The sequence below is a fragment of the Lentzea flaviverrucosa genome (assembly GCF_003350445.1).
Classification (GTDB): Bacteria; Actinomycetota; Actinomycetes; order Mycobacteriales; family Pseudonocardiaceae; genus Lentzea; species Lentzea californiensis.
This window is the reverse complement of sequence record NZ_QQAU01000010.1, coordinates 114,774-140,292: the sequence shown is the minus strand read 5'-3', so window position 1 is coordinate 140,292 and position 25,519 is coordinate 114,774. Positions and strand designations below refer to the sequence as shown.

Annotated in this window: 29 protein-coding genes; 15 read left to right on the top strand and 14 right to left on the bottom strand. The window is 68.5% G+C overall.

Going from position 1 to position 25,519, the window contains the following annotated elements; all coding sequences use genetic code 11:
* Positions 1–148: 148 nt before the first annotated feature.
* Genes DFR72_RS28655 through DFR72_RS28640 form a run of 4 tightly spaced genes read left to right on the top strand, consistent with a single transcriptional unit; the run spans position 149 to position 2,306 of the window.
* Positions 149–628: a DUF6346 domain-containing protein gene (locus DFR72_RS28655; RefSeq protein WP_090068341.1), complete on the top strand. Its 480-nt coding sequence runs from the start codon at positions 149–151 to the stop codon at positions 626–628.
* Positions 629–1,090, top strand: coding sequence for a YbaB/EbfC family nucleoid-associated protein (locus tag DFR72_RS28650; protein WP_090068343.1), 462 nt, complete (start codon positions 629–631; stop codon positions 1,088–1,090).
* Between the two features lie 5 nt (positions 1,091–1,095).
* A complete protein-coding gene (locus tag DFR72_RS28645) occupies positions 1,096–1,434 on the top strand; it encodes a type VII secretion target (RefSeq protein WP_245983597.1) in 339 nt (112 codons plus the stop codon).
* Positions 1,431–2,306: a WXG100 family type VII secretion target gene (locus DFR72_RS28640; RefSeq protein WP_090068345.1), complete on the top strand. Its 876-nt coding sequence runs from the start codon at positions 1,431–1,433 to the stop codon at positions 2,304–2,306. Before DFR72_RS28645 ends, DFR72_RS28640 begins: the two co-directional genes overlap by 4 nt.
* A 37-nt stretch (positions 2,307–2,343) precedes the next feature.
* Here DFR72_RS28640 and DFR72_RS28635 read toward each other — a convergent pair whose 3' ends face one another.
* The 5 genes from DFR72_RS28635 to DFR72_RS28615 form a co-directional block, all read right to left on the bottom strand.
* Positions 2,344–3,825: a glycoside hydrolase family 13 protein gene (locus DFR72_RS28635; protein WP_090068347.1), complete on the bottom strand. Its 1,482-nt coding sequence runs from the start codon at positions 3,823–3,825 to the stop codon at positions 2,344–2,346.
* A gap of 11 nt (positions 3,826–3,836) precedes the next feature.
* A complete protein-coding gene (locus DFR72_RS28630) occupies positions 3,837–4,670 on the bottom strand; it encodes a carbohydrate ABC transporter permease (protein ID WP_090068349.1) in 834 nt (277 codons plus the stop codon).
* The gene (locus DFR72_RS28625) at positions 4,667–5,524 is read right to left on the bottom strand and encodes a carbohydrate ABC transporter permease (RefSeq protein ID WP_114773780.1); all 858 of its coding nucleotides are present in this window, start codon (positions 5,522–5,524) and stop codon (positions 4,667–4,669) included. Before DFR72_RS28625 ends, DFR72_RS28630 begins: the two co-directional genes overlap by 4 nt.
* A complete protein-coding gene (locus DFR72_RS28620) occupies positions 5,525–6,862 on the bottom strand; it encodes an ABC transporter substrate-binding protein (RefSeq protein WP_114773779.1) in 1,338 nt (445 codons plus the stop codon).
* 109 nt (positions 6,863–6,971) lie between these two features.
* A complete protein-coding gene (locus tag DFR72_RS28615; RefSeq protein ID WP_090068621.1) occupies positions 6,972–7,955 on the bottom strand; it encodes a LacI family DNA-binding transcriptional regulator in 984 nt (327 codons plus the stop codon).
* A 194-nt stretch (positions 7,956–8,149) separates the two neighbouring features.
* On the opposite strand from DFR72_RS28615, the gene DFR72_RS45735 reads away from it, so the two are divergent.
* Positions 8,150–8,308 (top strand): hypothetical protein, encoded by a 159-nt coding sequence (locus DFR72_RS45735; RefSeq protein ID WP_170176428.1) that lies wholly within the window; start codon positions 8,150–8,152, stop codon positions 8,306–8,308.
* 4 nt (positions 8,309–8,312) lie between these two features.
* On the opposite strand, the gene DFR72_RS28610 is transcribed toward DFR72_RS45735, so the two are convergent.
* Both DFR72_RS28610 and DFR72_RS28605 read right to left on the bottom strand, forming a co-directional pair.
* Positions 8,313–9,458 carry a hypothetical protein gene (locus DFR72_RS28610; RefSeq protein WP_245983596.1) on the bottom strand — a complete coding sequence of 382 codons (1,146 nt, stop codon included), beginning with the start codon at positions 9,456–9,458 and terminating at the stop codon, positions 8,313–8,315.
* Positions 9,459–9,548: 90 nt separating this feature from the next.
* Positions 9,549–10,352 (bottom strand): FadR/GntR family transcriptional regulator, encoded by an 804-nt coding sequence (locus DFR72_RS28605; protein ID WP_090068352.1) that lies wholly within the window; start codon positions 10,350–10,352, stop codon positions 9,549–9,551.
* Positions 10,353–10,510: 158 nt separating this feature from the next.
* Between DFR72_RS28605 and DFR72_RS45730 the strand changes: the two genes are divergently transcribed.
* From DFR72_RS45730 to DFR72_RS28595, 4 genes are all read left to right on the top strand, one after another.
* Entirely contained in the window at positions 10,511–10,663 is a 153-nt protein-coding gene (locus DFR72_RS45730; RefSeq protein WP_170176427.1) for a hypothetical protein, read from the top strand.
* 209 nt (positions 10,664–10,872) lie between these two features.
* Positions 10,873–12,162: an aKG-HExxH-type peptide beta-hydroxylase gene (locus DFR72_RS28600; RefSeq protein WP_177224603.1), complete on the top strand. Its 1,290-nt coding sequence runs from the start codon at positions 10,873–10,875 to the stop codon at positions 12,160–12,162.
* Positions 12,159–12,347, top strand: a complete 189-nt coding sequence (locus DFR72_RS45060) for a hypothetical protein (RefSeq protein WP_090068356.1) — start codon at positions 12,159–12,161, stop codon at positions 12,345–12,347. Before DFR72_RS28600 ends, DFR72_RS45060 begins: the two co-directional genes overlap by 4 nt.
* A gap of 187 nt (positions 12,348–12,534) precedes the next feature.
* On the top strand, positions 12,535–13,257 hold the full coding sequence (locus DFR72_RS28595; protein ID WP_143086829.1) for an LPXTG cell wall anchor domain-containing protein: 723 nt from the start codon (positions 12,535–12,537) through the stop codon (positions 13,255–13,257).
* Here the strand turns inward: DFR72_RS28595 and DFR72_RS28590 are convergent.
* The gene (locus tag DFR72_RS28590; protein ID WP_090068360.1) at positions 13,254–14,033 is read right to left on the bottom strand and encodes an aminoglycoside phosphotransferase family protein; all 780 of its coding nucleotides are present in this window, start codon (positions 14,031–14,033) and stop codon (positions 13,254–13,256) included. The genes DFR72_RS28595 and DFR72_RS28590 overlap by 4 nt on opposite strands.
* Before the next feature lie 16 nt (positions 14,034–14,049).
* Entirely contained in the window at positions 14,050–14,565 is a 516-nt protein-coding gene (locus tag DFR72_RS28585; RefSeq protein ID WP_211335560.1) for a DUF305 domain-containing protein, read from the bottom strand.
* A 133-nt stretch (positions 14,566–14,698) separates the two neighbouring features.
* On the opposite strand from DFR72_RS28585, the gene ctaD reads away from it, so the two are divergent.
* The 6 genes from ctaD (at position 14,699) to DFR72_RS28555 (ending at position 21,137) form a co-directional block, all read left to right on the top strand.
* On the top strand, positions 14,699–16,489 hold the full coding sequence (gene ctaD, locus DFR72_RS28580) for an aa3-type cytochrome oxidase subunit I (RefSeq protein WP_090068364.1): 1,791 nt from the start codon (positions 14,699–14,701) through the stop codon (positions 16,487–16,489).
* An 81-nt stretch (positions 16,490–16,570) separates the two neighbouring features.
* Entirely contained in the window at positions 16,571–17,785 is a 1,215-nt protein-coding gene (gene serB / locus DFR72_RS28575) for a phosphoserine phosphatase SerB (protein WP_090068366.1), read from the top strand.
* Positions 17,785–18,462: a peptidyl-tRNA hydrolase gene (locus DFR72_RS28570; protein ID WP_090068624.1), complete on the top strand. Its 678-nt coding sequence runs from the start codon at positions 17,785–17,787 to the stop codon at positions 18,460–18,462. The genes serB and DFR72_RS28570 overlap by 1 nt, the downstream gene beginning before the upstream one ends.
* 132 nt (positions 18,463–18,594) lie before the next feature.
* Positions 18,595–19,881, top strand: a complete 1,287-nt coding sequence (locus DFR72_RS28565) for a phospholipase D-like domain-containing protein (RefSeq protein ID WP_245983595.1) — start codon at positions 18,595–18,597, stop codon at positions 19,879–19,881.
* 22 nt (positions 19,882–19,903) lie between these two features.
* Complete coding sequence (locus tag DFR72_RS28560) at positions 19,904–20,476, top strand: VOC family protein (RefSeq protein WP_090068370.1); 573 nt, start codon at positions 19,904–19,906, stop codon at positions 20,474–20,476.
* A 64-nt stretch (positions 20,477–20,540) separates the two neighbouring features.
* Positions 20,541–21,137 carry a VOC family protein gene (locus DFR72_RS28555; RefSeq protein WP_090068372.1) on the top strand — a complete coding sequence of 199 codons (597 nt, stop codon included), beginning with the start codon at positions 20,541–20,543 and terminating at the stop codon, positions 21,135–21,137.
* Here the strand turns inward: DFR72_RS28555 and DFR72_RS28550 are convergent.
* The 5 genes from DFR72_RS28550 to DFR72_RS28530 all read right to left on the bottom strand — a co-directional run bounded on the left by DFR72_RS28550 (position 21,106) and on the right by DFR72_RS28530 (position 25,454).
* Positions 21,106–23,109: an ATP-dependent DNA helicase gene (locus DFR72_RS28550; protein WP_245983594.1), complete on the bottom strand. Its 2,004-nt coding sequence runs from the start codon at positions 23,107–23,109 to the stop codon at positions 21,106–21,108. The two genes, DFR72_RS28555 and DFR72_RS28550, sit on opposite strands and share 32 nt — an antisense overlap.
* An 84-nt stretch (positions 23,110–23,193) precedes the next feature.
* A complete protein-coding gene (locus DFR72_RS28545) occupies positions 23,194–23,418 on the bottom strand; it encodes a hypothetical protein (RefSeq protein ID WP_090068375.1) in 225 nt (74 codons plus the stop codon).
* Positions 23,419–23,469: 51 nt separating this feature from the next.
* Complete coding sequence (locus tag DFR72_RS28540) at positions 23,470–24,258, bottom strand: TIGR04222 domain-containing membrane protein (RefSeq protein WP_170176425.1); 789 nt, start codon at positions 24,256–24,258, stop codon at positions 23,470–23,472.
* A 22-nt stretch (positions 24,259–24,280) separates the two neighbouring features.
* A complete protein-coding gene (locus DFR72_RS28535; protein ID WP_143086830.1) occupies positions 24,281–24,943 on the bottom strand; it encodes a hypothetical protein in 663 nt (220 codons plus the stop codon).
* 10 nt (positions 24,944–24,953) lie between these two features.
* Complete coding sequence (locus tag DFR72_RS28530; protein ID WP_090068628.1) at positions 24,954–25,454, bottom strand: biotin transporter BioY; 501 nt, start codon at positions 25,452–25,454, stop codon at positions 24,954–24,956.
* Positions 25,455–25,519 lie beyond the last annotated feature (65 nt).

Below are 25,519 nucleotides of genomic sequence, written 5' to 3'. Positions count from 1 at the left end.
GACAGCTCGTTCACGCAGGTCGACCAGAATGGGCACGCCCGAACTGCCGCTACCGCGTGCCCGGATGGCCTCCAAGTCGTTGGTGAATTCGGTGGAACCGGGCGGAACGGAACGAAGTCGAACAGGGGCCTACGAGGGGACGAGACGCATGAAGTGGGTCGCTGGACTGTTCGCCCTGGTGATCTTGGGTGCCGGTGTCCTGCTGGGACTGACGGGCTTCACGAAGTTCGCGCCCGCCGCGGGTACCACGGCCGTTGCGGACCGGGGTGTCGCACGCGTGTCCGACTGCACGAGCCAGGGGCCGGTCAGCATTCGCGGCTACGGCACCTGGTGGACCTGCCAGGCCGACGTCGTGTGGGAGAGCGGCAGGCAGGCGCGGGTGACGGCCGAACCGGGCCAGCTCACCCCGTCCGACAAGGGCGCCGAGGTGCCCGTGGTGCAGCGGGGTGAGGGAGAGGTCCGCAACGGACCAGACAACCCGCCGGTGTACCGCGCTGATTTCGAGCCGAGCGTGGTGCTGGGCATCGGTGCGGTGCTCGGAGGGCTGGGGATCGGTGGAATCGGGGCGCTGGCCGTTCTGGGCACGGCGGCATCCCGTCGCAAGAAGGCACAGGAGAGGGACTACTAGATGAATCCGGCAGCAGCTGATCCCGACGTGATGATGCGTCAGTGGAACGAGCAGATCCAGACGAAGCTTCGGCAAGCCGATGAGATGAAGCAGGTCGCGAACGCGGTCAAGGTGACCCAGCGTTCCTCTGACGGGTCGGTGTCCGTCACGGTCGACCAGAACGGAGTCGTCTCGGCGCTGGACCTGACCGACGCGGCGTTGCGCAAGCAGCCCGCGCAGCTGTCGGCCGAAATCCTCGGTGCGATGCGGACCGCTCAGGCGCAGATCGCGTCCCGGATGCAGGAGGTCATGGCGCCGATCATCGGCGACGACTCCGCGACCATGGACGCGCTGATGGGCGGCTACCACGAGCGCTTCCCGGAACCCCCGCCCGAGAACCCCACGCCTCCGCGTCCCACGGGCCCTTCTGACGACGACGACTTCGGCGGGCACAACTTCGCCCGCGACGACAAGGGTTGGTGATCACCGTGACCGCTGGTGGGTTCAACGTCCAGACGCAGGCGATGCGGGAGCACGCCAAACGGCTCGACGGCATCGTGAGGCAGATCGCGATGGCGCAGCAGGCCATCGGGCAAGCGCAGATCAACGGAGCCAACGCGTACGGCATCCTCTGCAGCCCCTTGCTGGAGCCGATCATGGGCACCATCGAGGCCGCCGGCACCGGCGCCGTGAACACCGCGCACGGCGTCGTCGACGCCACAGTGGACGGTGTCAACGGGATGGCTGACGTGTACGACGACGTCGACCAGAAGCTCGGCGGCAACTTCAGGAAGATCGTCGAGAAGCTCGGGGAGCTGACGTCATGACCGCACCGAACCCGTTGGTGGCCAAGGCGCCTGACGCTCCGGGCGCACTCGCCGGTCTCAACCTGGTCGAGCCGGCGGCGGACGCGGTCTCCGCTGTCCAGCGCGGCGACTGGGCCGAGGCGGGCATCAACGTCCTGGGCGCGGGCATCGACGCTCTGGGTTTCCTCGCCGACCCGTTCGGCACGCTGCTGTCGTCGGCGTTCGCGTGGTTCATCGAGCACGTCGAGCCGTTGAAGTCGATGCTGGACTCGCTCGCCGGTAACCCCGGTGTGATCAACCAGAACGCCGCCACCTGGGGCAACGTCGGTGATCACCTCAAGAAGGCCGGCGAGGACATGGCTCGCATGGTCGAGGCGGACACCAGCGCGTGGCGGGGTGCCGCGATCGACGCCTACACCGCGGTGGCGAAGGCCGAGGCGACCGGTGTGAAGGCCGCGGGCCTTGCCGCTGAAGGCGTAGGTGCCGCGCTGACCGGCGCGGGCGTGGCCGTTGCCACCGTGCGCACGATCGTCCGTGACCTGATCTCGATGGCGATGAGCGAGCTCGTGCAGGCGCTGATCCGCTGGGCGGCGGCCGCGTTGCTCACGGTCGGGCTCGCGACTCCGGGCATCATCGCGGACGGCATCCGACTGATCATGAAGTGGGCCGACAAGGTCTCCAAGTGGCTCAACAACGTCATCACGACGATCCGGAACCTGTCGAAGGTCGTCAACAAGATCTTCGAGATCCTGGAGAAGTGCAAGACGGGGCTGCAGGCCATCATGCCGAAGGCTGCGGCCGACGCCATCGTGGACACCACCGCGATCGGCATCGCGAAGAACCTGCCGACCGAGGCCGCGAAGGCCGACGACTCGCCGTACGCGACGAGGTGAAGCCCGGGGGTGGCTCGTGGCCACCCCCGGCCCCCGTCTACTTCAGCCAGGCCGCGGCGTCCGGCGGCAGCTGGCCGTGGGTGAGCGGAATGCTTGACAACGTTGGCACGCCCGGCAGATCGACCGCCCGGTCCGACAGGTTGACGACGCAGGTGTGGTCGCCGCGCTGGAACGCCAGCACGTCCTCGCCCAGGTCGAGCCACTGCAGGTCGCCGTCGATGCCGCGGCGTTGCGCGAACACCTGGCGGTACAGGGCGAGCATCGACTCGGGGTCGTCCGACTGGACCGCGACCGAGAACTTCTGCCAGCTCTCGGGCTGCGGCAACCAGCTCGGGCCGTCGTCCGCGGACCAGGGCAGTGGCACGCGGCAGCCGTCGCGGCCCCGGTCGGTGAAGCCGGAGCGGTGCCACACCGGGTCCTCGCGCAGCTCGTCCGGCAGGTCCTCGACCTCCCAGAGGCCCAGTTCCTCGCCCTGGTAGACGTAGACACCGCCGGGCAGTGCCGCGGTGAGCATGATCGCCGCACGGGCGCGGCGGGTGCCCAGCTCGAAGTCGGTCGGGGCGCCGTGCTGCCTGTCCGCGAAGGAGAACCCCGTCTTCTCGCGGCCGTAGCGGGTCACGTGCCTGGTGACGTCGTGGTTGGAGAGCACCCAGGTCGGTGGCGCGCCAACGGGTTCGTGCGCGGCCAGCGTGCTGTCGACGACCTTGCGCAGCTCGCCGGCGTTCCACGGGCAGCACAGGAAGTCGAAGTTGAACGCGCTGTGCATCTCGTCCCGGCGGAGGTACCGGGCGAACCTGACCGGGTCGGGCAGCCACATCTCGCCGACGAGGATGCGGTCGCCGTCGTACTCGTCCACGATCTGCCGCCACCGGCGGTAGATCTCGTGCACGCCGTCCTGGTCGGAGTAGGGGAGGTCCGCGTCGGGCTTGCTGAAGTCCTTGACCAGGCCGTCGGCCACGTCGATGCGGAAGCCGTCGACGCCGCGGTCGAGCCAGAACCGGAGGATGTCCTCGAACTCGTCGTGGACGACCGGGTTCTCCCAGTTGAAGTCCGGCTGCTCGGCGGCGTAGAGGTGCAGGTACCAGCGTCCGTCGTCGAGCTTGCTCCACGCCGGGCCGCCGAAGCGCGACTGCCAGTCGTTCGGGATCTCCTCGCCGTCGCGGACGTGGAAGCGGTCCCACAGGCCGTCCTTGAACCACGGGTGCTGGTCGCTGCTGTGGTTCGGGACGAGGTCGATGATGATCCGGATGCCCAGGCCGTGCGCGTCCGCGATGAGCTTCTCGGCGTCGGCGAGCGATCCGAAGACCGGCTCGATGTCGCGGTAGTCCGCCACGTCGTAGCCGCCGTCCGCGAGCGGGCTCGGGTACCACGGGTTGAGCCAGATCGCGTCGAAGCCGAGGCTCGCGATGTGCTGGAGCTTGGCGCGGAGGCCGGCCAGGTCGCCGATGCCGTCACCGTTGCCGTCCGCGAAGCTGCGCAGGTAGACCTGGTAGATGGAAGCGTTGCGCCACCAACTCATCTGGTGTCCTTTCAGCCTTTTACGCCGCCCGCGGTGAGCCCCGCGAGGATGTGCCGCTGGAACGCCAGGAACAGCGCCACCATCGGCAGGCTCGCCAGCACGAGGCCCGCGAGCAGGAGGTTGATCGGGGTGTCCGGAGCGAAGCGCTGAAGCGCGACGCTGAGCGTCTGCTTCGCCGGATCGGGGAACACGAGCAGCGGCCAGATGAAGTCCTTCCACGCCGCCACGACCGCGAAGATCGAGACGACGGCGAGGATGGGGCGTGAGATCGGCAGCACGATGCGGACGAGGGTCGTCCACGTGCCCGCGCCGTCGATCCTGGCCGCTTCGAGGAGCTCTTCCGGGATCTGGTCGAAGAACCGCTTGAGCAGGTACACGTTCAGCGCGTTCGCCGCGGCCGGCAACCAGATGCCCGCCGGGTTGTTGAGCAGGCCGAGGTCGGTGAGCGTGAGGTAGACCGGGACCAGCACGGCCGTCGAGGGCAACATCAGCGTCGCCAGCATCAGGCCCATGACCACGTTGCCGAAGATCGGTCGGAGCTTGGACAGCGCGTAGGCCGCGGGGACGATCACGGCCATCTGCACCGCCCACGCGCCGATCGCGACGATGAGCGTGTTGACGAAGAACTTGCCGAGCTCCATGTAGTTCCAGGCGTCGACGTACGCACCCGGTTCCCACGTCTGCGGCAGGATCGTCGGCGGTTGCTGGGCCAGTTCCGCCGGCGGTTTGAACGCGCCGAGCAGCACCCAGACCAGCGGGAGCAGGAACGCCGCCGTGAACAGCACCAGCGTGCCCGCCAGGACGATCCAGTACGCCGGGCCCGTTCCCCTGGTGAGAGTCCTCATGCGTCGGCCTTCTTGGTGATCTTGAGGTAGAGGAAGGAGAAGACGCCCAGCACCGCGAAGAGGATCAGGCTCAGCGCGCTCGCGGTGCCGAAGTCGTTGTAGTAGAAGGCGTACCGGTACAGCAGGAGCAGCACGGTGACCGTGGACTCCTCCGGGCCGCCGCCGGTCATGATGAACGGCTCGGTGAAGATCTGCATCGTCGCGACGACCTGCAGCAGCAACAGCATCAGGATCACGAACTTGGTCTGCGGGATCGTGATGTGCCAGACCTTCTTGACGATCCCCGCGCCGTCCAGGTCGGCGGCCTCGTACAGCTCACCGGGGATGGTCTGCAGCGCGGCCAGGTAGATCAGCGTCGCCGAGCCCATGTTCGCCCAGGTGATCACCAGGACGAGGCTGATCATGCTCGTGTCCGCGGAGTCGAGCCACTGCGACGTCGGCAGCCCGAGTCCTCTGAGGACGGAGTTGAACAGCCCCGGTCCCGGGTCGTAGAACCACTTCCACAGCAGGGCCGTCACCACCGGAGGCAACATCACCGGCAGGTAGACCAGCAGGCGGAAGTAGCCCTTGGCGTGCCGCAGCTCGTTGAGCACCACGGCGGTCAGGAACGGGACGCCGAAACCGAGGACCAGTGCCAGCAGCGTGAAGTACAAGGTGTTGCGCCACGCCACCCCGAACAGCGGGTCCGCGAAGAGTCGCTCGAAGTTCTCCCAGCCCACCCAGTCGGGACTCGTGACGAAGTTGACCTGCTGGAAGCTCAGGACCACCCCGCGCACGATGGGGTACCAGGAGAACACCGCGAAGACGACCAGCGCGGCACTCAGGAAGCCGTACGCGGTGACGTGGCGCCGCACTCACTTCACCTGCGCCAGAACGGCGTTGACCTTGGTCTCCGCGTCCTTCAGCAGTGCCGAGTGGTCGGCGTCGGAGTTCGTCAGGGTCGCCTGCACCACGCTGTCGAGGATGGCGTAGACCTGCTGCGCCTGAGGCGGTTCGAGCGAGCCCTTGGTCTTCTCGGAACCGTCCACATAGGCCTGGAAGTTCTTCACCGGCATGGTGGCGTACTTGGCCTTCAGCTCTTCCTGCTTCTTGCGCGGCTCACCGGTCCAGATGTCGGCGATCGGCGGGATCGGCAGGCCGACGGGCTGACCGCGGTCCTTGTACTTCTGCAGGTTGCCTTCGAGCCGGTCCGGGTTCAGGTACTTCCACTGGATCCACTTCAGGCCCGCCTTGATCTTCTCCGGCGTCGCCTTCGGGTTGATCATGTAACCCTCGCCGCCGAGCAGGGTGCCCTTCTGCTCCGGGATCGCGGCCAGGCCGTAGTCGTCGTACTTGCCCTTGAACTGGTTGACGATCGCGGCGACGTTGTCCGGCGCGGCCAGGTACATGCCGAGCTGCCCGGCGCCCATCATGTTCTGCACGTCGCCGATCTCCAGGAGCTGCTTCTCGCCCATGGAGTTGTCGTCCCAGCGCATCTCCTTGAGCCTGCGCAGGACTTCCTTGCCCTTGTCGTTGTTGAAGTCGGCCTTGTAGGTGTCGCCGTCCTTGCGGGCGACGTCACCGCCGACGGACTTCATCCACGTGGTGAAGTGCCAGCCGCCCTGGTTGCTCTTGCTGTACTCGGCGAACCCGGTGACGCCGGCGTCCTTGAGCTTCTTGGCCGCGGAGCGCACCTCGTCCCACGTCTTCGGTGGTGAGTCGGGGTCCAGTCCGGCCTTGGTGAAGTTGGCGCGGCTGTAGAGCAGGCCCATCGTGTAGTTGGCGGTGGGCAGGCCGTAGACCTTGCCGCCGACCGTGAAGACGTCCTTGAGCTCCTGCTTCAGGTCGCCGTAGTGCGGCACGTCCTTGACGTAGTCCGTCAGGTCGGCGGCCTGCTTGCGGGCGATGAGCGCCGCGGGGTCGGTGAAGTAGACGTAGAAGACGTCCTCAAGCTGGCCACCGGCGAGCTTGGCGCTGAACGTCTTCGGGTCCATGAACCCCTCGTGCGGCACGAGGTCGATGTCGGGGTTCGCTGTCTCGAACTCCGCGACGTCCTCGTCGAAGACCTTGCGGTCGAACGCCTGGGTCTGAGGCGGCTGACCGTTGATGTTGATCTGCACCTTGCCGCCGGGCTCAGTCGTGGAACCGCTCCCACAGCCGACTGAGCTTAGGGCCAGGACACCGCCAATCAGCACGGCAGCGGACTTCTTCATGGTGGGGCCGCCCTTCTCGCGAGCGCGTCGATGTGACGGCGACCATAAGGTGCCGTTACATCTGAACGCAATATCCAGACGAAAACTCGCAAGAAGACGACTGCGCCCGTCACCTCACCGGCGCACTGGAAGCCCGCACCACCAACTCGGGCTCGAACAGCAACTCGTCCGGCGCCACCGCGTTGCCGGAGATCTGGTTGGCCAGCAGCTCGACAGCAGCCCGCCCCATCGCCTCGATGGGCTGCCGAACAGTGGTCAGCGGCGGATCAGTGCAGGTCATGAAGGCGGAATCGTCGTACCCGATGATCGACACGTCCTTGGGCACGTCCAGCCCAGCACGCCGCACAGCCCTGATCGCACCGAGCGCCAGGGGGTCGCTGGCGCAGATGATCGCCGTAACCCCACGCTGCACGAGCTTGGTCGCAGCGGCCTGCCCGCCCTCCAGGCTGAACATCGCGTGCTCGACATCAGCCCCACCGCACTTGTCGATCGCCTGCTGCTTGCGCAGGCTCGGCACGTGGTCCGGCGGCCCGAGCACGGCCCCGATCCGCCGGTGCCCCAGCGACGTCAGATGCCCGTACGCCTGCTCGATCGCCACCGCGTCATCACACGACACCCGAGGAAACGCAAGATCGTCTATAGCGGCGTTGACCAGCACCGTAGGCAACTTGCGAGACATCATCTGCTGGTAATGACCGTGACTGGCATCCTTCTGCGCGTACAGCCCGCCAGCGAACACAATGCCGCTGACATGCTGCTCCAGCAGCAGCTCCAAGTACTCCGCCTCAGTCACCCCGCCGGCCGTCCTCGTGCAGAGAACAGGCGTGAAGCCCCTTTGCGCGAGCGCGTTGCCGACCACGTCCGCGAACGCAGGGAAGATCGGGTTCTGCAACTCGGGCAACACCAGCCCGACCAGCCGGGCCCGTTCCCCCCGCAGCTGCGTCGGCCTTTCGTAACCCAGCACGTCAAGCGCGGTGAGAACAGCACTCCGCGTGGCGTCGGAGACGCCCGGCTTGCCGTTCAGCACCCGGCTGACGGTGGCCTCGCTGACCCCGACCTTGGCCGCGACCTCGGCCAGCCTCCGTTGCGTCATGTCGCAAGTGTACGCAATTTCTTGCGTCCGTTTGCAAGGCATGCTCACCCGCTCGGCAGGCGCTCGCCGAACCACGGCTTCACGCGTCCCGTGCGCCGCTCCAGGGCCTTTCGCCCTCACCCGCCCGGTCGAAGCTTTGAAGGCATGCGCGGACTTACCCTCGAACTGCCGCCTCGACCACGGAGGAGACCTCGATGACCCCTGAGCACAGCCCGGTCGTGCCGGCGCCCGCAGTTCCTCCGCTGCCTCCGCTGCCCGAGCAGCGCCGTCCGGACAGTCAGCCGGTCAGCCAGGTCGACTGGTTCCGCAGCGCTCCGAACGGAGGCACGGTCTTCGTGTCGCCGGAGGACTGACGGCTCAGTCGCGCGCCTCGCGCCAGAGCAGCGCTATGCCGTGGCCGGGCAGCACCCACGAACGAACCGGGAGGTCGCTCAGGTCCTCCGCGCTCAGCCACTGCGCCGGCAGCGTGTTCGAGCGGAACGTGAACGGCATGACGCTGAACTCCTGCTCGGGTGCGTGGTCCACGGCCAACCGGCGTACGTCGAACGTGATCCGTTCCACGTAGGACGGGTAGGGCGACTGCCAGTAGCAGAAGCCGTCGGCGGTGCTCTGGACCGTGCGCGAGTTGATCGTCAGCCCGCAGATCGCCCGCACCACGTGGTCGTCCGCGATGTCGCTCAGGTCGCACTCGAAGATGCGGAGGTCGCCCGCGTGGGCGTGCGGGCTCAGCTTCGGCAGCGCGCCCATCGCCTCGCGGAAGAACGTGAGGTAGTTGACCCACTCGCCGAACCGCACCTCCACCGGAGGGATCTGGCTCGGCTCGGCTGACCGCCGGTTGTTGTCGTGGTCGATGTAGTCGATCGCGATCTGGGTCGAGTGCAGCATGTCGTCGACCGAGTCGAGGAACTGCGACTGGTCGGGCACGAAGTAGAGCTCGAACAACGGGTACCGGCAGGCCGCGCTGATCGTGTCGCGGAGGAGGACGCTGCTGGTCACGAAGAGCACGAAGCGGTCGACCGGGACGTTGTGGCGGAACTGGTAGCTCTGTGTGGTGATCAGGTGGTAGGCCCTGGTGTCGATGCCCTCCAGCTCCAGTTTCACCGTCGTGTTCGTGCTGATCGTGAGATCACCACCGCGCGGGTTCACCCCCTCGCCGCCCAGAAGGCCGGACACGACGTCCTGGTTCGCCTCGTTGGCGCCGTAGACCGACGACAGGAACGTTCTCAGCACCTCGCTCGGCAACAGGTGCGCGAGGATGCTCGGCCCGGAGATCACGCCGAGCTCCGTGACCAGGCGGCGGTGCAGGAAGAGTTCGTAGCCGCCGAGCACCAGAGCGATGAGCAGGGGCAACGGCCACGCCACGAACAGCACCTGGTGCAGCAGTGCGCCCACGGGGGAGGACGGGTGCCACAGCAGCACAGCGGCCAGATCAGCTGTGGCGACGACCAGGAAGCCGGCGGCGATGGCGACGGCCCGCCAGCGCCTGCGGGGTTGTGCCGTCACCACTCGTCGCCCGCCCCCTCGCTCCACCGACTGTCATACATGGTGGGAGTGATGCGGGACCAGCGCCAGGGCCTTTCGGCGGACGCCGTATCAGCGGCGTCGCTCGGTCTGCTGCCACATGGGCTCGTCGTGGCCCACGAACGTGTTCAGCGTCGCCCGATCGTGGGACACGTCGGTCGCGAGGTCGTTGTACAGCCCGAGCAGATGCGTGGCCAGCGTGCTCTTGACGCCGTCCGGGTCGCGCCTGCGCAGGAACCAGACGACCTGCTCGTGGTCGTTCGCCGACCTGTTGTGCACCTCGCGTGACGGCTGCGCGTGCCGTTTGCAGTCCCGCAGACCCGGAACGAGTGCCTGGTACATCTGCACCAGCAGTTCGTTGTGCGACGCGCGGACCAGTGCCAGGTGGAACTCCTCGTCCGAGTCCAGCACCTCCTGGGTGTCCTCGACGGTCGCGCGCTGGTAGCGGCGGCTCAGCTTCGCCAGCTCGTCCAGCTCGCCGTCGCCCGCGCGGATGGCGGCGAGAGCTGCGGCCGTGGTCTCCAGGGAGATCCGCGTTTCCAGCAGATCGGTCGGGGAGAACTGCCTGGCGGCGAGCTTTCCCTCGAGGTGCTCGTCGACCGCCGCGAGATCGCTGCGGCGCACGTACCAGCCCAGCCCGCGGCGGACCTCCACGATGCCCTGCAGCTGCAGGCGCTGCAACGCCGTGCGCAGCGACGACCGCGCGACGTCCAGCTTGTCGGCGAGCACGGGCTCGGTGGGGAGGCGATCGCCCTCCTTGAACGTCTTGCCGATGATCAACTCCCGGAGCTTCTGCTCGATGAGTTCCGGGAGGGGCCGTCGCGAATCGGGCGAGAGCGACCAGCTCTCGCCGAGATGGACGTCGTCGGCGGGCATTGATCCAGCTTAGGCCTCTGGCGGTCTGGTTGCAACTTGTCTGTCAACCCGTCGACCGTTGACAGACAACCTACAACCCGGCAGACTTTTGGCATGGCGATACGCCTGGGGTCGCCCACACCCGGGAGCACGTACTCGCCTAGTCGGGAGGAAGACCAATGTCTGCAGGGAGTGCATTAGGAATCGCTGCCGCCGTCGCCGTCGCCGTCACCGCGATCGGGTGGCGCACCGTGCTCACGATGATCGCCGTTTCGATCTTCACGCTCGCCGTTGTCGGATTCGTGAACGTCACCAGCATCATGTTCGGCTGATGCCGGGGGAGGGGGACAGACGCCCGTGCTGCCTGGTACGCCCAGGTGGCACGGGCATCTGCCTTTTTTCCGGGTGTCGGCTATCACAGACACGCTCCGTGCCGCTACGCTCACGCGCTTGTGGGGCGGCACCGTTCGCGCGGTGGTGCCCCGATCTCATTGGGCGTCCGTGGCGCGTTTCTAGGGTTGTGTTGGTGATTGGTTCGGCCGTGCCGACTGTCGCGAGCACGCATGCGATGCATGCGGCCATCGCGCCCGCTGGTGTGCTGGTGGACGAGCGGCGCGCGCTCTACCGGCTCGCCGGCGAGATTTTCACGCCGGACGCGCGGTTGTCCGACAAGCTGCTGGACCATCCCGTGGTCCGCTACGAGCTGGGACGCGCCCTCGCGGGACACGACGACGACCTGACGACGGACACGCTGCTCGACGCGGCCCGGCTCGACGTGCGTGACGCCGCCGGCGTCGCGGTCGTGTCCGACCCCGCGGCCAGCGACAAGCTCGCCACCGCACTGCGGATCATCGCGCCGGCCGGCTCCCGTCCCCAGGTGCTGACCGAAGCCGACGGGGACCGCTTCGCCGCGGCTCTCGCGCTCGTGGCCGAAGCCGTGCGGCTGTTCCGCCGGTTGGCGCCGGAGATGTCTGACGACCTCCTCGCGCACCTGACGCTCTTCGCGGTGCTGAAGGCGGAGACCTCAGGGGGTGTCGTGTCCGCGTCGACGCGCTACCTGCCCGGTCTCGTCCTCATCGACGAACCCGCCTCGGCGATCGAGATCGCCGAGGCGCTGGTGCACGAGTGCTCCCACCTCAAGTTCTTCGACTTCGCCGTGACCCGCGAGTTCCTCGACGGCGAACGGGCGGAGCGAGCGGAGCATTTCGTCAATTCCTGGTCGAAGGTAATGTGGCCGCTGGAGCAGACGTTCGCGGCGTGGCATGCCTACACGGCACTCGCCCAGTTCTACCGCGCGTGCGGAACCCAGGAGCTCGGCCCGGTCTCGTTGCTGCCCAAGGCACACGACAGGGCGGCTGAGATCGGCCGCTGGCTCCTCGACCACGAGAGCGATCTGCACACTGACGCACGATGGCTGTTGCGCGCCCTGCTCGGCGTTCCGGCGGATCATGACGAGACGCGGGCCGAGAGCGGTGGCGCGGCAGCGCACGACGGAGCGGAACCGCCACGTCACCTGGCGCTCGTACCCGGGGTGAGGTACGCCCGTGCGGCGTCGGGACGAGTGGTCGTGACCAAGGCAACCCGTCCACTTGACATCTTTTGGCTCGATGCGGACTCGAGCTGGGTCATGTCCCAGCTTCGAGTGGAAGGCGCGACGATCGACTGCGCCTCCCTGCTGGCCGCGGCTACCGAGGACTGGCGCGTGACCGAAGGCGTCGCGATCCGGCGTCTCTCCGCCGTGCTGGAGTCCTTGCGGCAATCATTTTTGATCGAGCTGATCGATGACCTGTCCCATTGCGAGCAAGAGCAAGAGCAAGGATCGATTACGTGACCCCGAACCAGCCAGTCCGCCTCCCCGTGACGCCGCCGATGCAGGGCGCGCGCACCCCGAACCTCCCCCAGGGCGCGGGACCAGTGGTTGGCCAGCCCGTGAGCCAGGTCGACTTCTTCCGGCACATGCCCAACGGCGGTGCCACCGTCTACCTGCGCCCGTCCGAGGTCGCGCAGAACGACTGACGCCTGCGGAACGAACGCCGAAGGGGGCCGGTATTCCGGCCCCTTCGGCGTTTGGTCGTTTGGGGATGCCACTTCACGGACGGGTAACGAATCGGCCACAAGGACGAAGTTGATCGTCATCTAGGCCGTTCGGGGGACGTCGATCGTCTTAGATCGCCGCATCCGCCAACCCCCACGGAGTAACCCGATGCGTCTGACGCCTCTGAGAAGATCCGGCCTGCTCGCCTCGGCCGCCATGGCCGCTGTGGCCACGCTCGCCCTGGCGACCACGTCGCTGGCTCAGCCGGACGCGCCGGTCACCGACGACCCGCGTGCTACGGCGTACCTCAAGAACGTCGACATCAACCACCCCGAGGCCTGCACCGTCGGTGGGCTGACCGGGGTCACGATCCACCCGAACCTGTTCGAGTACACGGGTGGCGACAACCAGTTGCGCCTGAACATCACCGGGGTGAAAACGGACCTCAAGGTCACGGGCATCGTCGTCAAGGGTGGCCCCGTGTTCAACGTGTACCTCGCCGACAAGCTGGGCCCGCTGCCGTGGACGGAGCTGCGCGCGCCGCTCAAGGACAACGGGAACGGCTCGGACATCAGCCACTGGTACGGCTGTGGCGTCGAGGACACGACGACCACCACCACGACCACGACGACGACCACCACCACGACGACTTCGACGGTCACCCACTCGTCGACGCCGAGCTCGACTTCCAGCACCACCACGACGACCACCGGGGCGTCGTCCTCCGAGGTCGCGCCCACCACGACCACCACGCCCGCGTTCGTGCCGGTCGCGAACGAGGACGACCTCGCCGCCACCGGGTTCGGGTCCGCCTGGATGCTCGGCCTTGGTGCCGCGCTCGTGGCCGCTGGTGCCGCGCTGGTGCTCGTGATGCGCAGGCGTCGCGTCTAAGACCACTGCATGAGCACGCCCCAGAGCGTGCCGAACATGCGTCGTGTCTCCGCGTGGAACTCCACGTCTGAAGGAGCCGCCCCGCCGCCGTAGATGTCTACGGTGCGTTGGGCGGCTTCTTCTTTGTCCGCGGAGCAGGCCAGGTCCCAGGCGCGCGGGCCGCGCCAGGTGTCCTCGAAGTCGTTCCAGACCGGGCCTGACGGCGTCACCAGCACGTTGCCGGGGTGTGGGTCGCCGTGCAGCGGCTGGACGTCGTTGTCGTGTGCGGGCCAGCCGGCCAGCAGGTCGTCGCGCCACTGCCGGAACCTGGCCAGGTCGGGCACGCCCAGGCCGTCCAGGTACGTCAGGACGTTGTCCACGTCGTCCAGCGGGCCGCGTGTGGGCAGACGGCCCTCGTAGAGCCTCAGTTCGGCGTGCAGGTCCGGCAGGAGCTTGAGGACGTCCTGCCTGGACAGTCGCGCCGTGGGGTCGTGCGGGACGTACGTGCTGAACGAGAGCACGAAGCCGTCGCACACATGAGGCCCGGCGGGAAGCTCCGCAGAGGGCGTCACGACGGGCACGCCGCGTGAGGCCAGGAACGACGACACCGACAGGTCGCGGGCGAAGTGGTCCGAGACGGAAGGCCGCACCAGGGCCGTGCGTGCGGCGATTCGGGCTACGACCGGGGCTGGGCGCAGGTGCACGAGGACGTTGCTGCCGTGTTTGAGCACGACAGGGTCGGAACAGGCCACGCCGTGCGAGGCCGCGAGAGACACGGCGGCTGCTAGAGCGCTCACGGCACGAAGGCTGGCATCAGCCCTGGGGGAGGAGCGACTCCATTTCCGCGATCTCCTTCTCCTGGTGGCTGACGACGTCCTGGGCGAGCTTGCGGGTCTCCGGGTCGGTGCCGGCCCCCAGGTGCTTCTGCGCCATCTCCACGGCGCCCCTGTGGTGCTGGATCATCAGCGACAGCCACTGGCGGTCGAACTCCGTGCCGTCCAGGTCGGCGAGGTCGCCCAGGTCGACCATGCCGTGGTTCTCGGGGTGGCCGTGCGAGGTGTGCGAGGAGGCCTGCACCGGCGCGTTCCAGGTGCGCAGCCAGCCGTTCATGCGGTCGATCTCGGGCTTCTGGGCGTCCGCGATGCGCTTGGCCAGGTCGATCACCCGGGGGTTCTCCGTGCGGGACGCGACGAGCCCGGACATCTCCAGCGCCTGCTCGTGGTGCGGCACCATCCCCTGGGCGAACGTGACGTCCGCGGAGTTGTGCGTGGCCGGAGAGCCACAGGCGGCCAGCAACAGGACGGAAGCGACAGCGAGCAATCGAAGCACGGCGGCAGGATACGTGTGACGTGCGCTACGCCGCTGGCCACCGGCCATGGCCCACCCGAATGGAGCTGATCGGCTCCGTCTAATATCCGGGGAGTTTCCCGAACTACTGGTCCCACCAAGGCCTGGAGGTACCGTGACGGCCGTAGCCCCGCAGCCGATCGCAACGCGTCCTTACCCGACGCGCACTGCGGTCAAGGGGTCCTTCCTGCTGCGGATGTTCCGCACCACGGACCACAAGCAAATCGGCATCATGTACCTGGTCACCTCGTTCGCCTTCTTCATGGTCGGCGGCGCGATGGCCATGCTGATGCGGACCGAGCTGGCCCGTCCCGGCATGCAGTTCCTGAGCCAGGAGCAGTTCAACCAGCTCTTCACGATGCACGGCACCGTGATGCTGCTGCTCTACGCGACGCCGATCGTCTTCGGCTTCGCGAACTTCGTGCTCCCGCTGCAGATCGGCTCGCCCGACGTGGCGTTCCCGCGGCTCAACGCCTTCTCGTACTGGCTCTACCTCTTCGGTGGCCTGATCGTGATGGCGGGCTTCGTCACCCCCGGTGGCGCGGCTGACTTCGGCTGGTTCGCGTACACGCCGCTGTCGAGCGCCATCCACTCGCCCGGCGCGGGTGCCGACCTCTGGATCTCCGGCCTGGTGGTCGGTGGTCTCGGCACCATCCTCGGCGCGGTGAACATGATCACCACCGTGGTCTGCCTGCGCGCGCCCGGCATGACGATGTTCCGGATGCCGATCTTCACCTGGAACATCCTGGTGACGTCGGTGCTGGTGCTGCTCGCGTTCCCGATCCTGACCGCGGCCCTGCTGGGCCTGCTGGCGGACCGGCACCTCGGTGCTCACGTGTTCGACCCCGCCAACGGCGGCGTGATCCTGTGGCAGCACCTCTTCTGGTTCTTCGGGCACCCGGAGGTCTACATCGTCGCCTTGCCGTTCTTCGGCATCGTGTCGGAGATCTTCCCGGTGTTCAGCCGCAAGCCGATCTTCGGTTACAACGGCCTGGTCTACGCGACGCTCGGCATCGCGGCCCTGTCCGTCGCCGTGTGGGCGCACCACATGTACGCGACCGGCGCCGTGCTGCTGCCGTTCTTCGCCTTCATGACGTTCCTCATCGCGGTCCCGACCGGTGTGAAGTTCTTCAACTGGATCGGCACGATGTGGAAGGGGCAGCTGACGTTCGAGACGCCCATGCTGTTCAGCATCGGCTTCATCGTCACGTTCCTCTTCGGTGGTCTGTCCGGCATCCTGCTGGCCGCGCCCGCGATCGACTTCCACGTGTCCGACACGTACTTCGTCGTCGCGCACTTCCACTACGTGCTCTACGGCACGATCGTGTTCGCGACCTTCGCCGGCATCTACTTCTGGTTCCCGAAGATCACCGGCCGCTTCATGGACGAGCCGCTCGGCAAGCTGCACTTCTGGACGACGTTCCTCGGCTTCCACGCGACGTTCCTCGTGCAGCACTGGCTGGGCAACGAGGGCATGCCGCGCCGGTACGCCGACTACCTCGCGTCCGACGGCTTCACGACGCTGAACATGATCTCGACGATCGGCGCCTACATCCTGGGCGCGTCGACGCTGCCGTTCATCTGGAACGTCTTCCGGAGCTACCGCTTCGGTGAGGTCGTCACGGCGGACGACCCGTGGGGCTACGGCAACTCGCTCGAGTGGGCCACCTCGTCCCCGCCGCCGCGGCACAACTTCACCGAGCTGCCCCGGATCCGTTCGGAGCGCCCGGCGTTCGAGCTGCACTACCCGCACATGATCGAGCGGATCCGGAACGAGGGTCACGTGACCTTCACCGGCAAGACCATCCCGCACGAGAAGGCGGCACCCGCGCTGTCCGAGATGGCTGCATCCGCCATCAAGTCGGGCACTGCCTCCGAGAAGGACGATTCGGAGCACGACAAGTAACCTGCCAGTAACAGGTTCAACGATGAGCCCCGGCTGCTTCGCGCGGTCGGGGCTCTTCGCGTCTGACGAGGAGACGACGACGTGAAAACGCCCGTGCTCATCACCGTGACCGGCCCCGACAAGCCCGGCGTCTCCTCGGTGCTGTTCGCCGTGCTGACACGGCACGGCGTCGAGGTGCTCGACGTGGAGCAGGTCGTGATCAGGGGCAGGCTGGTGCTCGGCGCGCTGGTCTCGACCGACCACGACCCCGAGGGTCTGCAGGAGTCGGTCGAGCAGGCCATGGCCACCGTCTCGATGCACGTGGAGATCGAGATCGGCGCGAACTCGAAGCGCACCGCGCGCCTGGAGTCCTCGCACGTGCTGATCGTGCTGGGCCGCCCCGTGACCGCGAAGGCGTTCACCGAGGTCGCGCGCCGGCTGGCGTCGCTCGGCGTGAACATCGACGCGATCCGCGGTGTCGCCGACTACCCCGTCACGGGCCTCGAGCTGCGCGTTTCGGTCGCGGACGACACGATGGAGAACGACGCCGCGCTGCGGTCGGCGCTCGCCGACGTGTCCGTCAGGGTGGGTCTCGACATCGCGGTGGAACGCGCCGGGCTGACCCGCAGGGCCAAGCGCCTGGTGGTGTTCGACGTCGACTCCACGCTCATCCAGGGCGAGGTGATCGAGATGCTGGCCGCGCACGTCGGGTGCGAGGAGCAGGTGCGCGAGATCACCGAGGCCGCGATGCGCGGCGAGCTCGACTTCGCCGAGTCGCTGCGGCGCCGGGTGGCGTTGCTGGAGGGCCTCGACGAGAAGGTGCTGGAGGAGGTCGGGTCCACGCTGGAGCTCACGGCCGGCGCGCGCACGACGATCCGGACGCTGAAGCGGCTCGGTTTCTACTGCGGTGTGGTGTCCGGCGGGTTCACGTCGGTGATCACGGGTCTCGCGGACGAGCTGCAGCTGGACTTCTGCGCGGCGAACACGCTGGAGGTCGTGGACGGCAAGCTGACCGGGCAGGTCGTCGGCGAGATCGTCGACCGGCCGGGCAAGGCCGTGGCGCTGCGCCGGTTCGCCGACGAGGTCGGTGTGTCGCTGGCGCAGTGCGTGGCGGTCGGTGACGGCGCGAACGACATCGACATGCTGAACGCGGCGGGCCTCGGCATCGCGTTCAACGCCAAGCCCGCGCTGCGCGAGGTGGCCGACACGGCGCTGTCGCACCCGTTCCTGGACGCGGTGCTGTTCATCCTCGGCGTGACGCGGGCCGAGGTGGAGGCCGCGGACGCCGCGGACGGCCTGGAGCAGATCCGGCTGTGATGATCCTCGATCTGATCGCCTCCCGGAACTACGCGGAGGAGTCCGAAGTCCGAGCGATGCCGATGGTGCTGCGCATCGAACGCGTGGACCCGCCGTCCCGGACGGCCTTGCTGGAGGCCGCGGCCGCGTCGGCGGTCGCGGTGTGCCTCGACCCGCGCGCCGACGTCGACGGCGAGTGGCACGAGGCCGTGCGGGCGTGGGTGGCCGGGCGGATCCGCAAGGTGTCGCGGCGGGCCCGTGGCGTGCAGTGGGACGCCGTGCAGGAGCTGCCAGGGGTGACCGTGACGGTCGACGGCGCGTCGGTCCGTTCGCTGCTGCCCGTGCTGGTGTCCGAGACGCCGCGGGAGGTCGCCAAGCTGCAGATCTCCGGCTCCGACCTGCCTGCCGACGAGCCGGGGCCCGTGCCCGAGGGCGCGCGGCTGCTGTACGTGAACCCTCGTGTCGAGATGTCCGCCGGCAAGCTCGCGGCCCAGGTCGGCCACGCGTCGATGCTGCTCGCGCCGCACCTCTCCGCGGTCGAGCTGAAGGCGTGGGCGGAGCTGGACTACCGGTGTGCCGTGCGGACGCCGTCCGTCGCGGAGTGGGACTCGCTGATCCACCGCGGCGACGTCGTGGCCGTGCGGGACGCGGGTTTCACGGAGGTCGAACCGGGCACCACGACGGTGCTCGCTGTTTAGAAGCGCGTGAAACGGGTAAATCCGCCTCTCGTGGGCTTACTCGACGTTCTTGACGCCCGGCTCGGAGACGGGCTGGAGAACTTGCTGTGCTCCCATCACACGCGAAGACTGCGGAAACTGGGATGGGGCGACGTGCTCGAGGGCGACGGCGCGGGATGGTTCACCCCGCGCCGTCCCGTGCAGCGCGGCAACAACATCGAGGTCCTGGTCGACGGGGCCAACGCGTTCCCCGTCATCGCCAAGGCGATCGAGGGTGCGCAGAAGTACGTCCACATCGCGAACTGGCACGCGTCACCGGATTTCCAGCTGACCCGGGAACCGGGGGCGCCGCAGTTGCGCGAACTGCTGTCGGCGGCAGCGGAACGGGTGCCGGTGCGCGTCCTGCTGTGGGCGGGCCCGCCCGTGCCGTTCTTCGAACCGACGCGCAAGCGCGCCGCCGCGGCGCAGAAGGCCTTCCTGGAGTGCGGAGCGGTCCGTTGCGAGCTCGACGCGCGCGAACGCACCCTGCACTGCCACCACGAGAAGATCGTGATCATCGACGACGTGGCGTTCGTCGGCGGCCTCGACATGACGGCGGTGGAGGGCGACCGCCACGACTCGCCGGACCACCCGCCGCGCGACCTCGGCTGGCACGACCACATCGCGAAGCTGGAGGGCCCGGTCGTCGCGGAGGTGGCCTCGCACTTCGCCGCGCGCTGGCTGGAGATCGCGGGGGAGACCCTGCCCTCGCCCGAGGTACCGCCGGAGGCCGGGTCGTCGTCGGTGCAGCTCGTCCGCACGATTCCGGAGAAGACCTACGACTTCTCGCCGCACGGCGACTTCAGCCTGCTCGACTCGTACCTGCGGGCGCTGCGGGCGGCGGAGTCGTTCGTGTACGTGGAGAACCAGTTCCTGTGGTCGCCGGAGATCACCGAGGTGCTGCTGGAGAAGCTGAAGAACCCGCCGTCACCGGACTTCCGGCTGGTGCTGGTGTTGCCGCAGAAGCCGAGCAACGGCGCCGACACCACCCGCGGACAGCTCGGCCGGATGCTCGACGCCGATCCCGGTGAGCGTGTTCTCGCCGCAACCCTTGTCTCGCACGGAGATGCGCCGGTCTACGTGCACGCCAAACTGTGCATTGTGGACGACAAGTGGATGTCCGTCGGCTCGGCGAACCTGAACGAGCACTCGTTGTTCAACGACACCGAGGTCAACGTGGTGACCGACGACGCCGAGGTCGTGCGGGCGACTCGGCTGAAGCTGTGGGCGGAGCACCTGGACGGCCTGGACGGTGACGTGTCCGGTCCTGTGCACGAGGTGGTGGACACGATGTGGCGCCCGGCCCTGGAACGTCCGGCGCGGGTGACGTCGTTGCCCGGTGTGTCCCGCCGTGCCGGAAGGCTGCAAGGACCGTTACGTGGATTGCTGGTCGACGGCTGATCTACGGGTCTAGTTTGGCGACGTGGCCAACGAGGTGACGATCCCGCTGCTGCCGTGCGCCTCCATCGACGAGGTGGCCGAGTTCTACGTGATGCTCGGGTTCACGGTCACGTACCGGCAGTACCGGCCGAACGCGTACCTGTCGGTGCAGCGGGAGGAGATCAACCTCCACTTCTTCGGCATCCCCGGATACCAGGCCGAGCAGTCGTACAGCTCGTGCCTGATCCAGGCCGAGGACCCTCGTGAGCTGTACGACGCGTTCGCGGCTGGAATGCGCGCCGTGTACGGGCAGGTGCTGGTCACGGGCATCCCGCGGATGACGCGGCCCCGGCGGGACGGGTTCCTGTTCGTCGATCCCGGCGGCAACTGGATCCGGGTGGTGCCCTCGGTGCGCGAACGGGAGAACCGGCGCAACGGGCTGTCGCGGGCGTTGAACAACGCGGTGACGCTGGCCGGGTCGCACGCGGCTGAGCGGCAGGCGCTGAAGATCCTCGAAGGGGCGCTGGCGCGGGAGGTGCACGCTTCGGAGGAGGAGCGGGCCTCGGCGCTGGAGTTCCGCGAAGAGCTGCTGGAACGGCTCGGCCTGCACAGCTGATCCAGTGTTCGCACGAGCAAATAGCTCCGTGTCGTTTCGGCGGTTCCGGGCTTAGCTTCGGGCGGTGGCAAACGAACTGACGATTCCGCTCCTGCCCTGCGTCGACATCGACGAGATGTCGGCCTTCTACGAGATGCTCGGCTTCTCGCTCACCTACCGGCAGACGCGCCCGAACCCATACGTCTGCGTGCAGCGTGAAGGCATCAACCTGCACTTCTACGGACTGGAGGGGCACGTTCCCGAGCAGTCGCACAGCACGTGCGTGGTCATCGTCGAGGACACCGGTCCGCTGTTCGAGGCGTTCGCGGCGGGAATGCGCGCTGTGCACGGGAAGGTGCTCATCTCCGGCATTCCGAGGATGACCCGGCCGCGGCTGCGCAACGACCGGTACACCGGGTTCACCGTCGTCGATCCGGGCGGCAACTGGATCCGGATCAACAAGGCCGCCCAGGAACCCGAGGCGCGCACCAAGCTCGCGAAAGCCATGGAGAACGCGGCACGGCTGGCGGACGCCAAGGGGGACGAGCGGCAGGGGTTGAAGATCCTCGAAGGCGCGCTCGCGCGTGCCGACGGTTCCGAACCGGAACTGCCGGAGGTCCAGGCCTACCGCGACGAGCTGGTCGAGCGGATCAAGGGGTCTGAGCCTCGTCCAGGCGCTTGAGGGCGCCGCGCACCACTTCCGGGTCGTAGGTCGTCCAGAACGGGGGGAGTGAGGCCCTGATGAAACCGCCGTAGCGGGCGGTGGCGATGCGCGGGTCGAGGACGGCCACCACGCCCTTGTCCGACATCGAGCGCAGCAACCTGCCGGCGCCCTGGGCCATCAGCAGGGCGGCGTGCGTGGCGGCGACGGTCAGGAAGCCGTTGCCGCCTCGCGAGCTCACCGCCTTCTGGCGGGCGGAGGCCAGCGGGTCGTCCGGGCGCGGGAACGGGATGCGGTCCATGATCACGAGCTGGAGGCTGGGCCCCGGCACGTCGACGCCCTGCCACAGCGACAGCGTGCCGAACAGGCACGTGCGCTCGTCCTCGGAGAACTTCTTGACCAGCAGGCCCGTCGCGTCGTCGCCCTGGCACAGGATCGGGTACTCGAGCTTGTCCCGCAGCGCCTCGGTGGCGGCCTTGGCCGCCCGCGTCGAGGAGAACAGGCCGAGCGCGCGGCCGCCCGCCGCGTTCACCAGGCCCTCGATCTCGTCGAGGTACTCCGGCGGCAGGCCGTCGCGGCCCGGCGCCGGCAGATGCCTTGCCACGTAGAGGATTCCGCTCTTGCCGTGCTGGAACGGCGAGCCCACGTCGAGGCCGCTCCACTTGGGACCGTCGATGTCCTTGTCGGTCGCCGCGCCCTCGATCTTGCGGACCTTCTCCGCCGGCGGCAGGCCCCATTGGCGCGCCATCGCGTCGAAGGCGCCGCCGAGCGTCAGCGTCGCGGACGTCAGCACGGTGGTGCGCTTGGCGAACAGCCGCTCCCTGAGCAGGCCGCCGACACCGAGCGGCGCGACCCTGAGGGACGGCGCCTTCTGGTTGAAGTCGCCCGACACCCACACGACGTCGCGTTCCTCGTCGAACGCCTCCAGCACCCGCACCGCGCAGTCGTGGACCTCTTCCAGCAACGCCAGCGCGAGCTTGCGCGTCGTCGCCGCGTCCGGGTCCTCCTTGCGTTCCGAACCCATGGCGGACATGCAGTTGTGCGCCGCGTCGCGGGTGGCCGCCAGCGCACCCGCGAGCGCCCGCGGCAGTTCGTCCAGCCGGCCGGACGGCATGTCCTCCAGGATCATCGCCAGCCCGTCGCTCGCCTCGGCCAGCCGGTCCGCGATGTCCTGGTCGATGAGCCGCCCGCACCTGCGCGCCGCCATGCCGACCGACGCCCCGCTCAGCTCCTCCGTGGCCACCGACGTGATGCGGTCGACCAGGTCGTGCGCCTCGTCGATCACCACGACGTCGTGGTCGGGCAGGACCTGGTAACCCTCCAGCGCGTCGATGGCGAGCATCGCGTGGTTCGTGACCACCACGTCCGCCTTGCCCGCCTCGGCCCGCGCCCGCTCCGCGAAGCAGTCGGACCCGATCGGGCACTTCGACACGCCGAGGCACTCGCGAGCCGTGACGCTGACCTGCCGCCACGCCTGTTCGCTGACACCGGGCACGAGCTCGTCCCGGTCACCGGTCTCGGTGTCCGACGACCACTCGTGCAGCCGCTTCACCTCGCGCCCGAGCTTCGACACCGCGAACGGGTCGAACAGCGCGTCCTCCTCCGGCTCGTCCGGCGCGCCGTTGTGCACGCGGTGCATGCACAGGTAGTTCCTGCGGCCCTTGAGGATCGCGAACGTGGGCTCACGCCCCAGGTCCTTCTTGAGCGCCTTGGACAGCCGCGGCAGATCCCGGTCCACCAGCTGCCGCTGCAACGCGATCGTGGCCGTCGAGACCACCACCGTCTCGTCCTCGGCCACCGCGTGCCGGATCGACGGCACCAGGTACGCCAGCGACTTGCCGGTACCCGTGCCCGCCTGCACCGCGAGGTGCTCGCCCGTGCGGATCGAGTGGTCGACGGCCTCGGCCATCTCCACCTGACCAGGACGCTCCGCGCCACCCACGGCGTGGACGGCGGTTTCGAGCAGGCTCAGGGTGGGGGGAACTTCAGGCACGGGACAGACCGTACCCGGAGGGTCCGACAGTCCCGTCAGACCTCGCCGTCAACCGGCGCCTTGCGCAGCCGGAAGAGCGACAGGTCATCGTGGTGGTTGACGCTGCCGAGCAACTTCGTTGGACGGGAACGCGTCTTCCACGCGGAAATGTGAGCCGTACTTCTTGATGCGTCTGGACGGCTGGTTGGCGAGGTAGCGAGCCAGGCTGTCGCGCCTGGCGCCGTCCGCATCGCCCAGCTTCTTGCCGAACTCGACGATGAGATCCGGATCGACTTCGTGGACCTTGAGCGCGAGCTGGTAGGCGGTCATGTAGTGGGCGTTCGACGTGGTGCCCCTTCTTCTTCCTCCCGTCAGACCCGCTCAGTCGCCGCCACCGCCGCCGCACCCACCACCGCAGCCGCTCCCGCCGTCACCACCGCCATCGCTGCCGCAAGAACTCGACGAACAACCCCCGCCACAGCTGCTGCTGGACGACGAATCGCGGTGCGGCAGCGTCTCGACCACGACCGCGCTGAGCCCGAACATCCCGGCGACCGCGACGCCGCCGATCCTCCCGCGCAGCCCCCGCACGGCGACCGCCCCGACCGGGTCCTGCGGGCTCACCCGGCGCTTGGCGCGCTTCAGCAGGACGTAGCCCGCCCTGGTGCGCAGGCGGCCGGGATCGCGGGCGCGCAGCACCGAGGCCCAGACGAACACCGCTGCCGCGGCCGCGAAGAAGTACCAGAACGGGAACTCGGGCAGCTGCGGCACGAACTCCCGCTGGAGTTCCGGGGCCACGGCGTTGAGCACTCCGGCCACCACGAGCAGGGGTGCCAGCAGGAACAGCCACGGGTACAGGCGGGGGCGCAGGGAGCGGCGGCGGCGCAGCAGCCTGCGGTTGATCAGGTGGGCGCGCAGGCCTTCCGCCTCGGCCGAGCTGAACGCGGTGAGGACGACGTCGTTCAGGTAGCGGCCGTGGCGCAGTCCGGCCAGGACCTGCGCCTCCAGCGGGGTGGCGGGGCCTCGGCCGGGTAGGTGGACGGCGCTCAGCACGCCCTCGCGCGAGACCCTGACCAGGCCGGACTGGATCAGCCTCGCCAGGGCGACCTCGGTCGCGCGGGCCGGGCCGCCGGCCAGACAGCCCAGCTCTTCGGGGGTATGCGTCGTCACGCGGATTTCTCGGCCGCGGACCTCACGTCGTTACGTCGGCCGTGATCCGGTCGAACAGCTCTAGGGAGGCTGCGGCGTGTGCGACGGTCAGTGGCACGTCCGCGCCGCGCCGGGACGCCACGAGGTCCAAGATCGGCAGGTCCGGCCAGCGGGCGGCGGCCAGTTCGCCGGCGCGGGACTTGCTGACGATCTCGCCGGTCCGGACGGTGTGCCACAGCCGGGCCGGGCCGAGGCCTGCCCACAGCAGCGTGTCGCGCGGAATCGCCGCTTCCGGATCCAGGGACGGCAGCGCCCCGCGGAGGCGGTCGAAGTCCAGCTTCCAGTAGCTGACGAGGTTGTCGCGGCAGTAGGCCTCGACGTCAGCAGCAGTGCCGGGGCAGGTGGGCCGCACACCACGCACGGTCTGACCGACGGTCCGCAGCTGTTGCCACAGCACGGGAGTGATCTCACCGGCCAACGGCGTCACGTCGAAGACCGGCTTCGCCAGCGAACCGGCGAGCACGACCGCGACGTCGGCGCCGTCCAGGGGCGGTACTTCGGCGGCGGCGGAAAGCTCGATCACGATGTCCAGGTCGGAGTCGTGCACGACGTCGTCGAGCACACGCGACCCGTAGACGTGCGCGCCCGCCACGAGACCGGGCAGGCGCGCATCCAAGAACGAGAGGTACTCCCCAGGTGTGACCACCCGGTCCAAGCTACCGGCGGCGGACGAGTGCCCAGGCTCCCGGCAGCACACCGGCGGCGAGGGCGATCTTCAGCGCGTCGCCGATCAGGAACGGCAGCACGCCCACGGCCAGGGCCTTGCCGAGCGGCATCCCCGTCATGGCCATCAGCCACGGCACGCCGACCGAGTAGATCGCCAGGTTGCCCAGCGCCATCGTGCCCAGCGTCCGCAACGGCGTGCGGTCGCCTCCGCGGCCGGCCAGGTAACCCACGAGAGCACCGGCGAACACGAAGCCGACGACGTAGCCGAGCGAGACCGGCACACCGGACGAACCGCCCTGGAACCACGGCACGCCCGCGACCCCGGCGATCAGGTACAGCAGCATCGAGGTCGCTCCGCGCTGCCAGCCCAGCGAGGCGCCGACGAGCAGGGCGGCGAACGTCTGGCCCGTCAGCGGAACCGGGCTGCCGGGGATCGGCAGCGCCACCTGAGCGGCGAGACCGGTGAAGGCGGCACCGGCGACGACGAGCATGAGGTCGCGGGCCAGGGCGCCCGGCACGAAGTCGGCGAGCACGGTGCGACGCGGCGCGAGTGCGA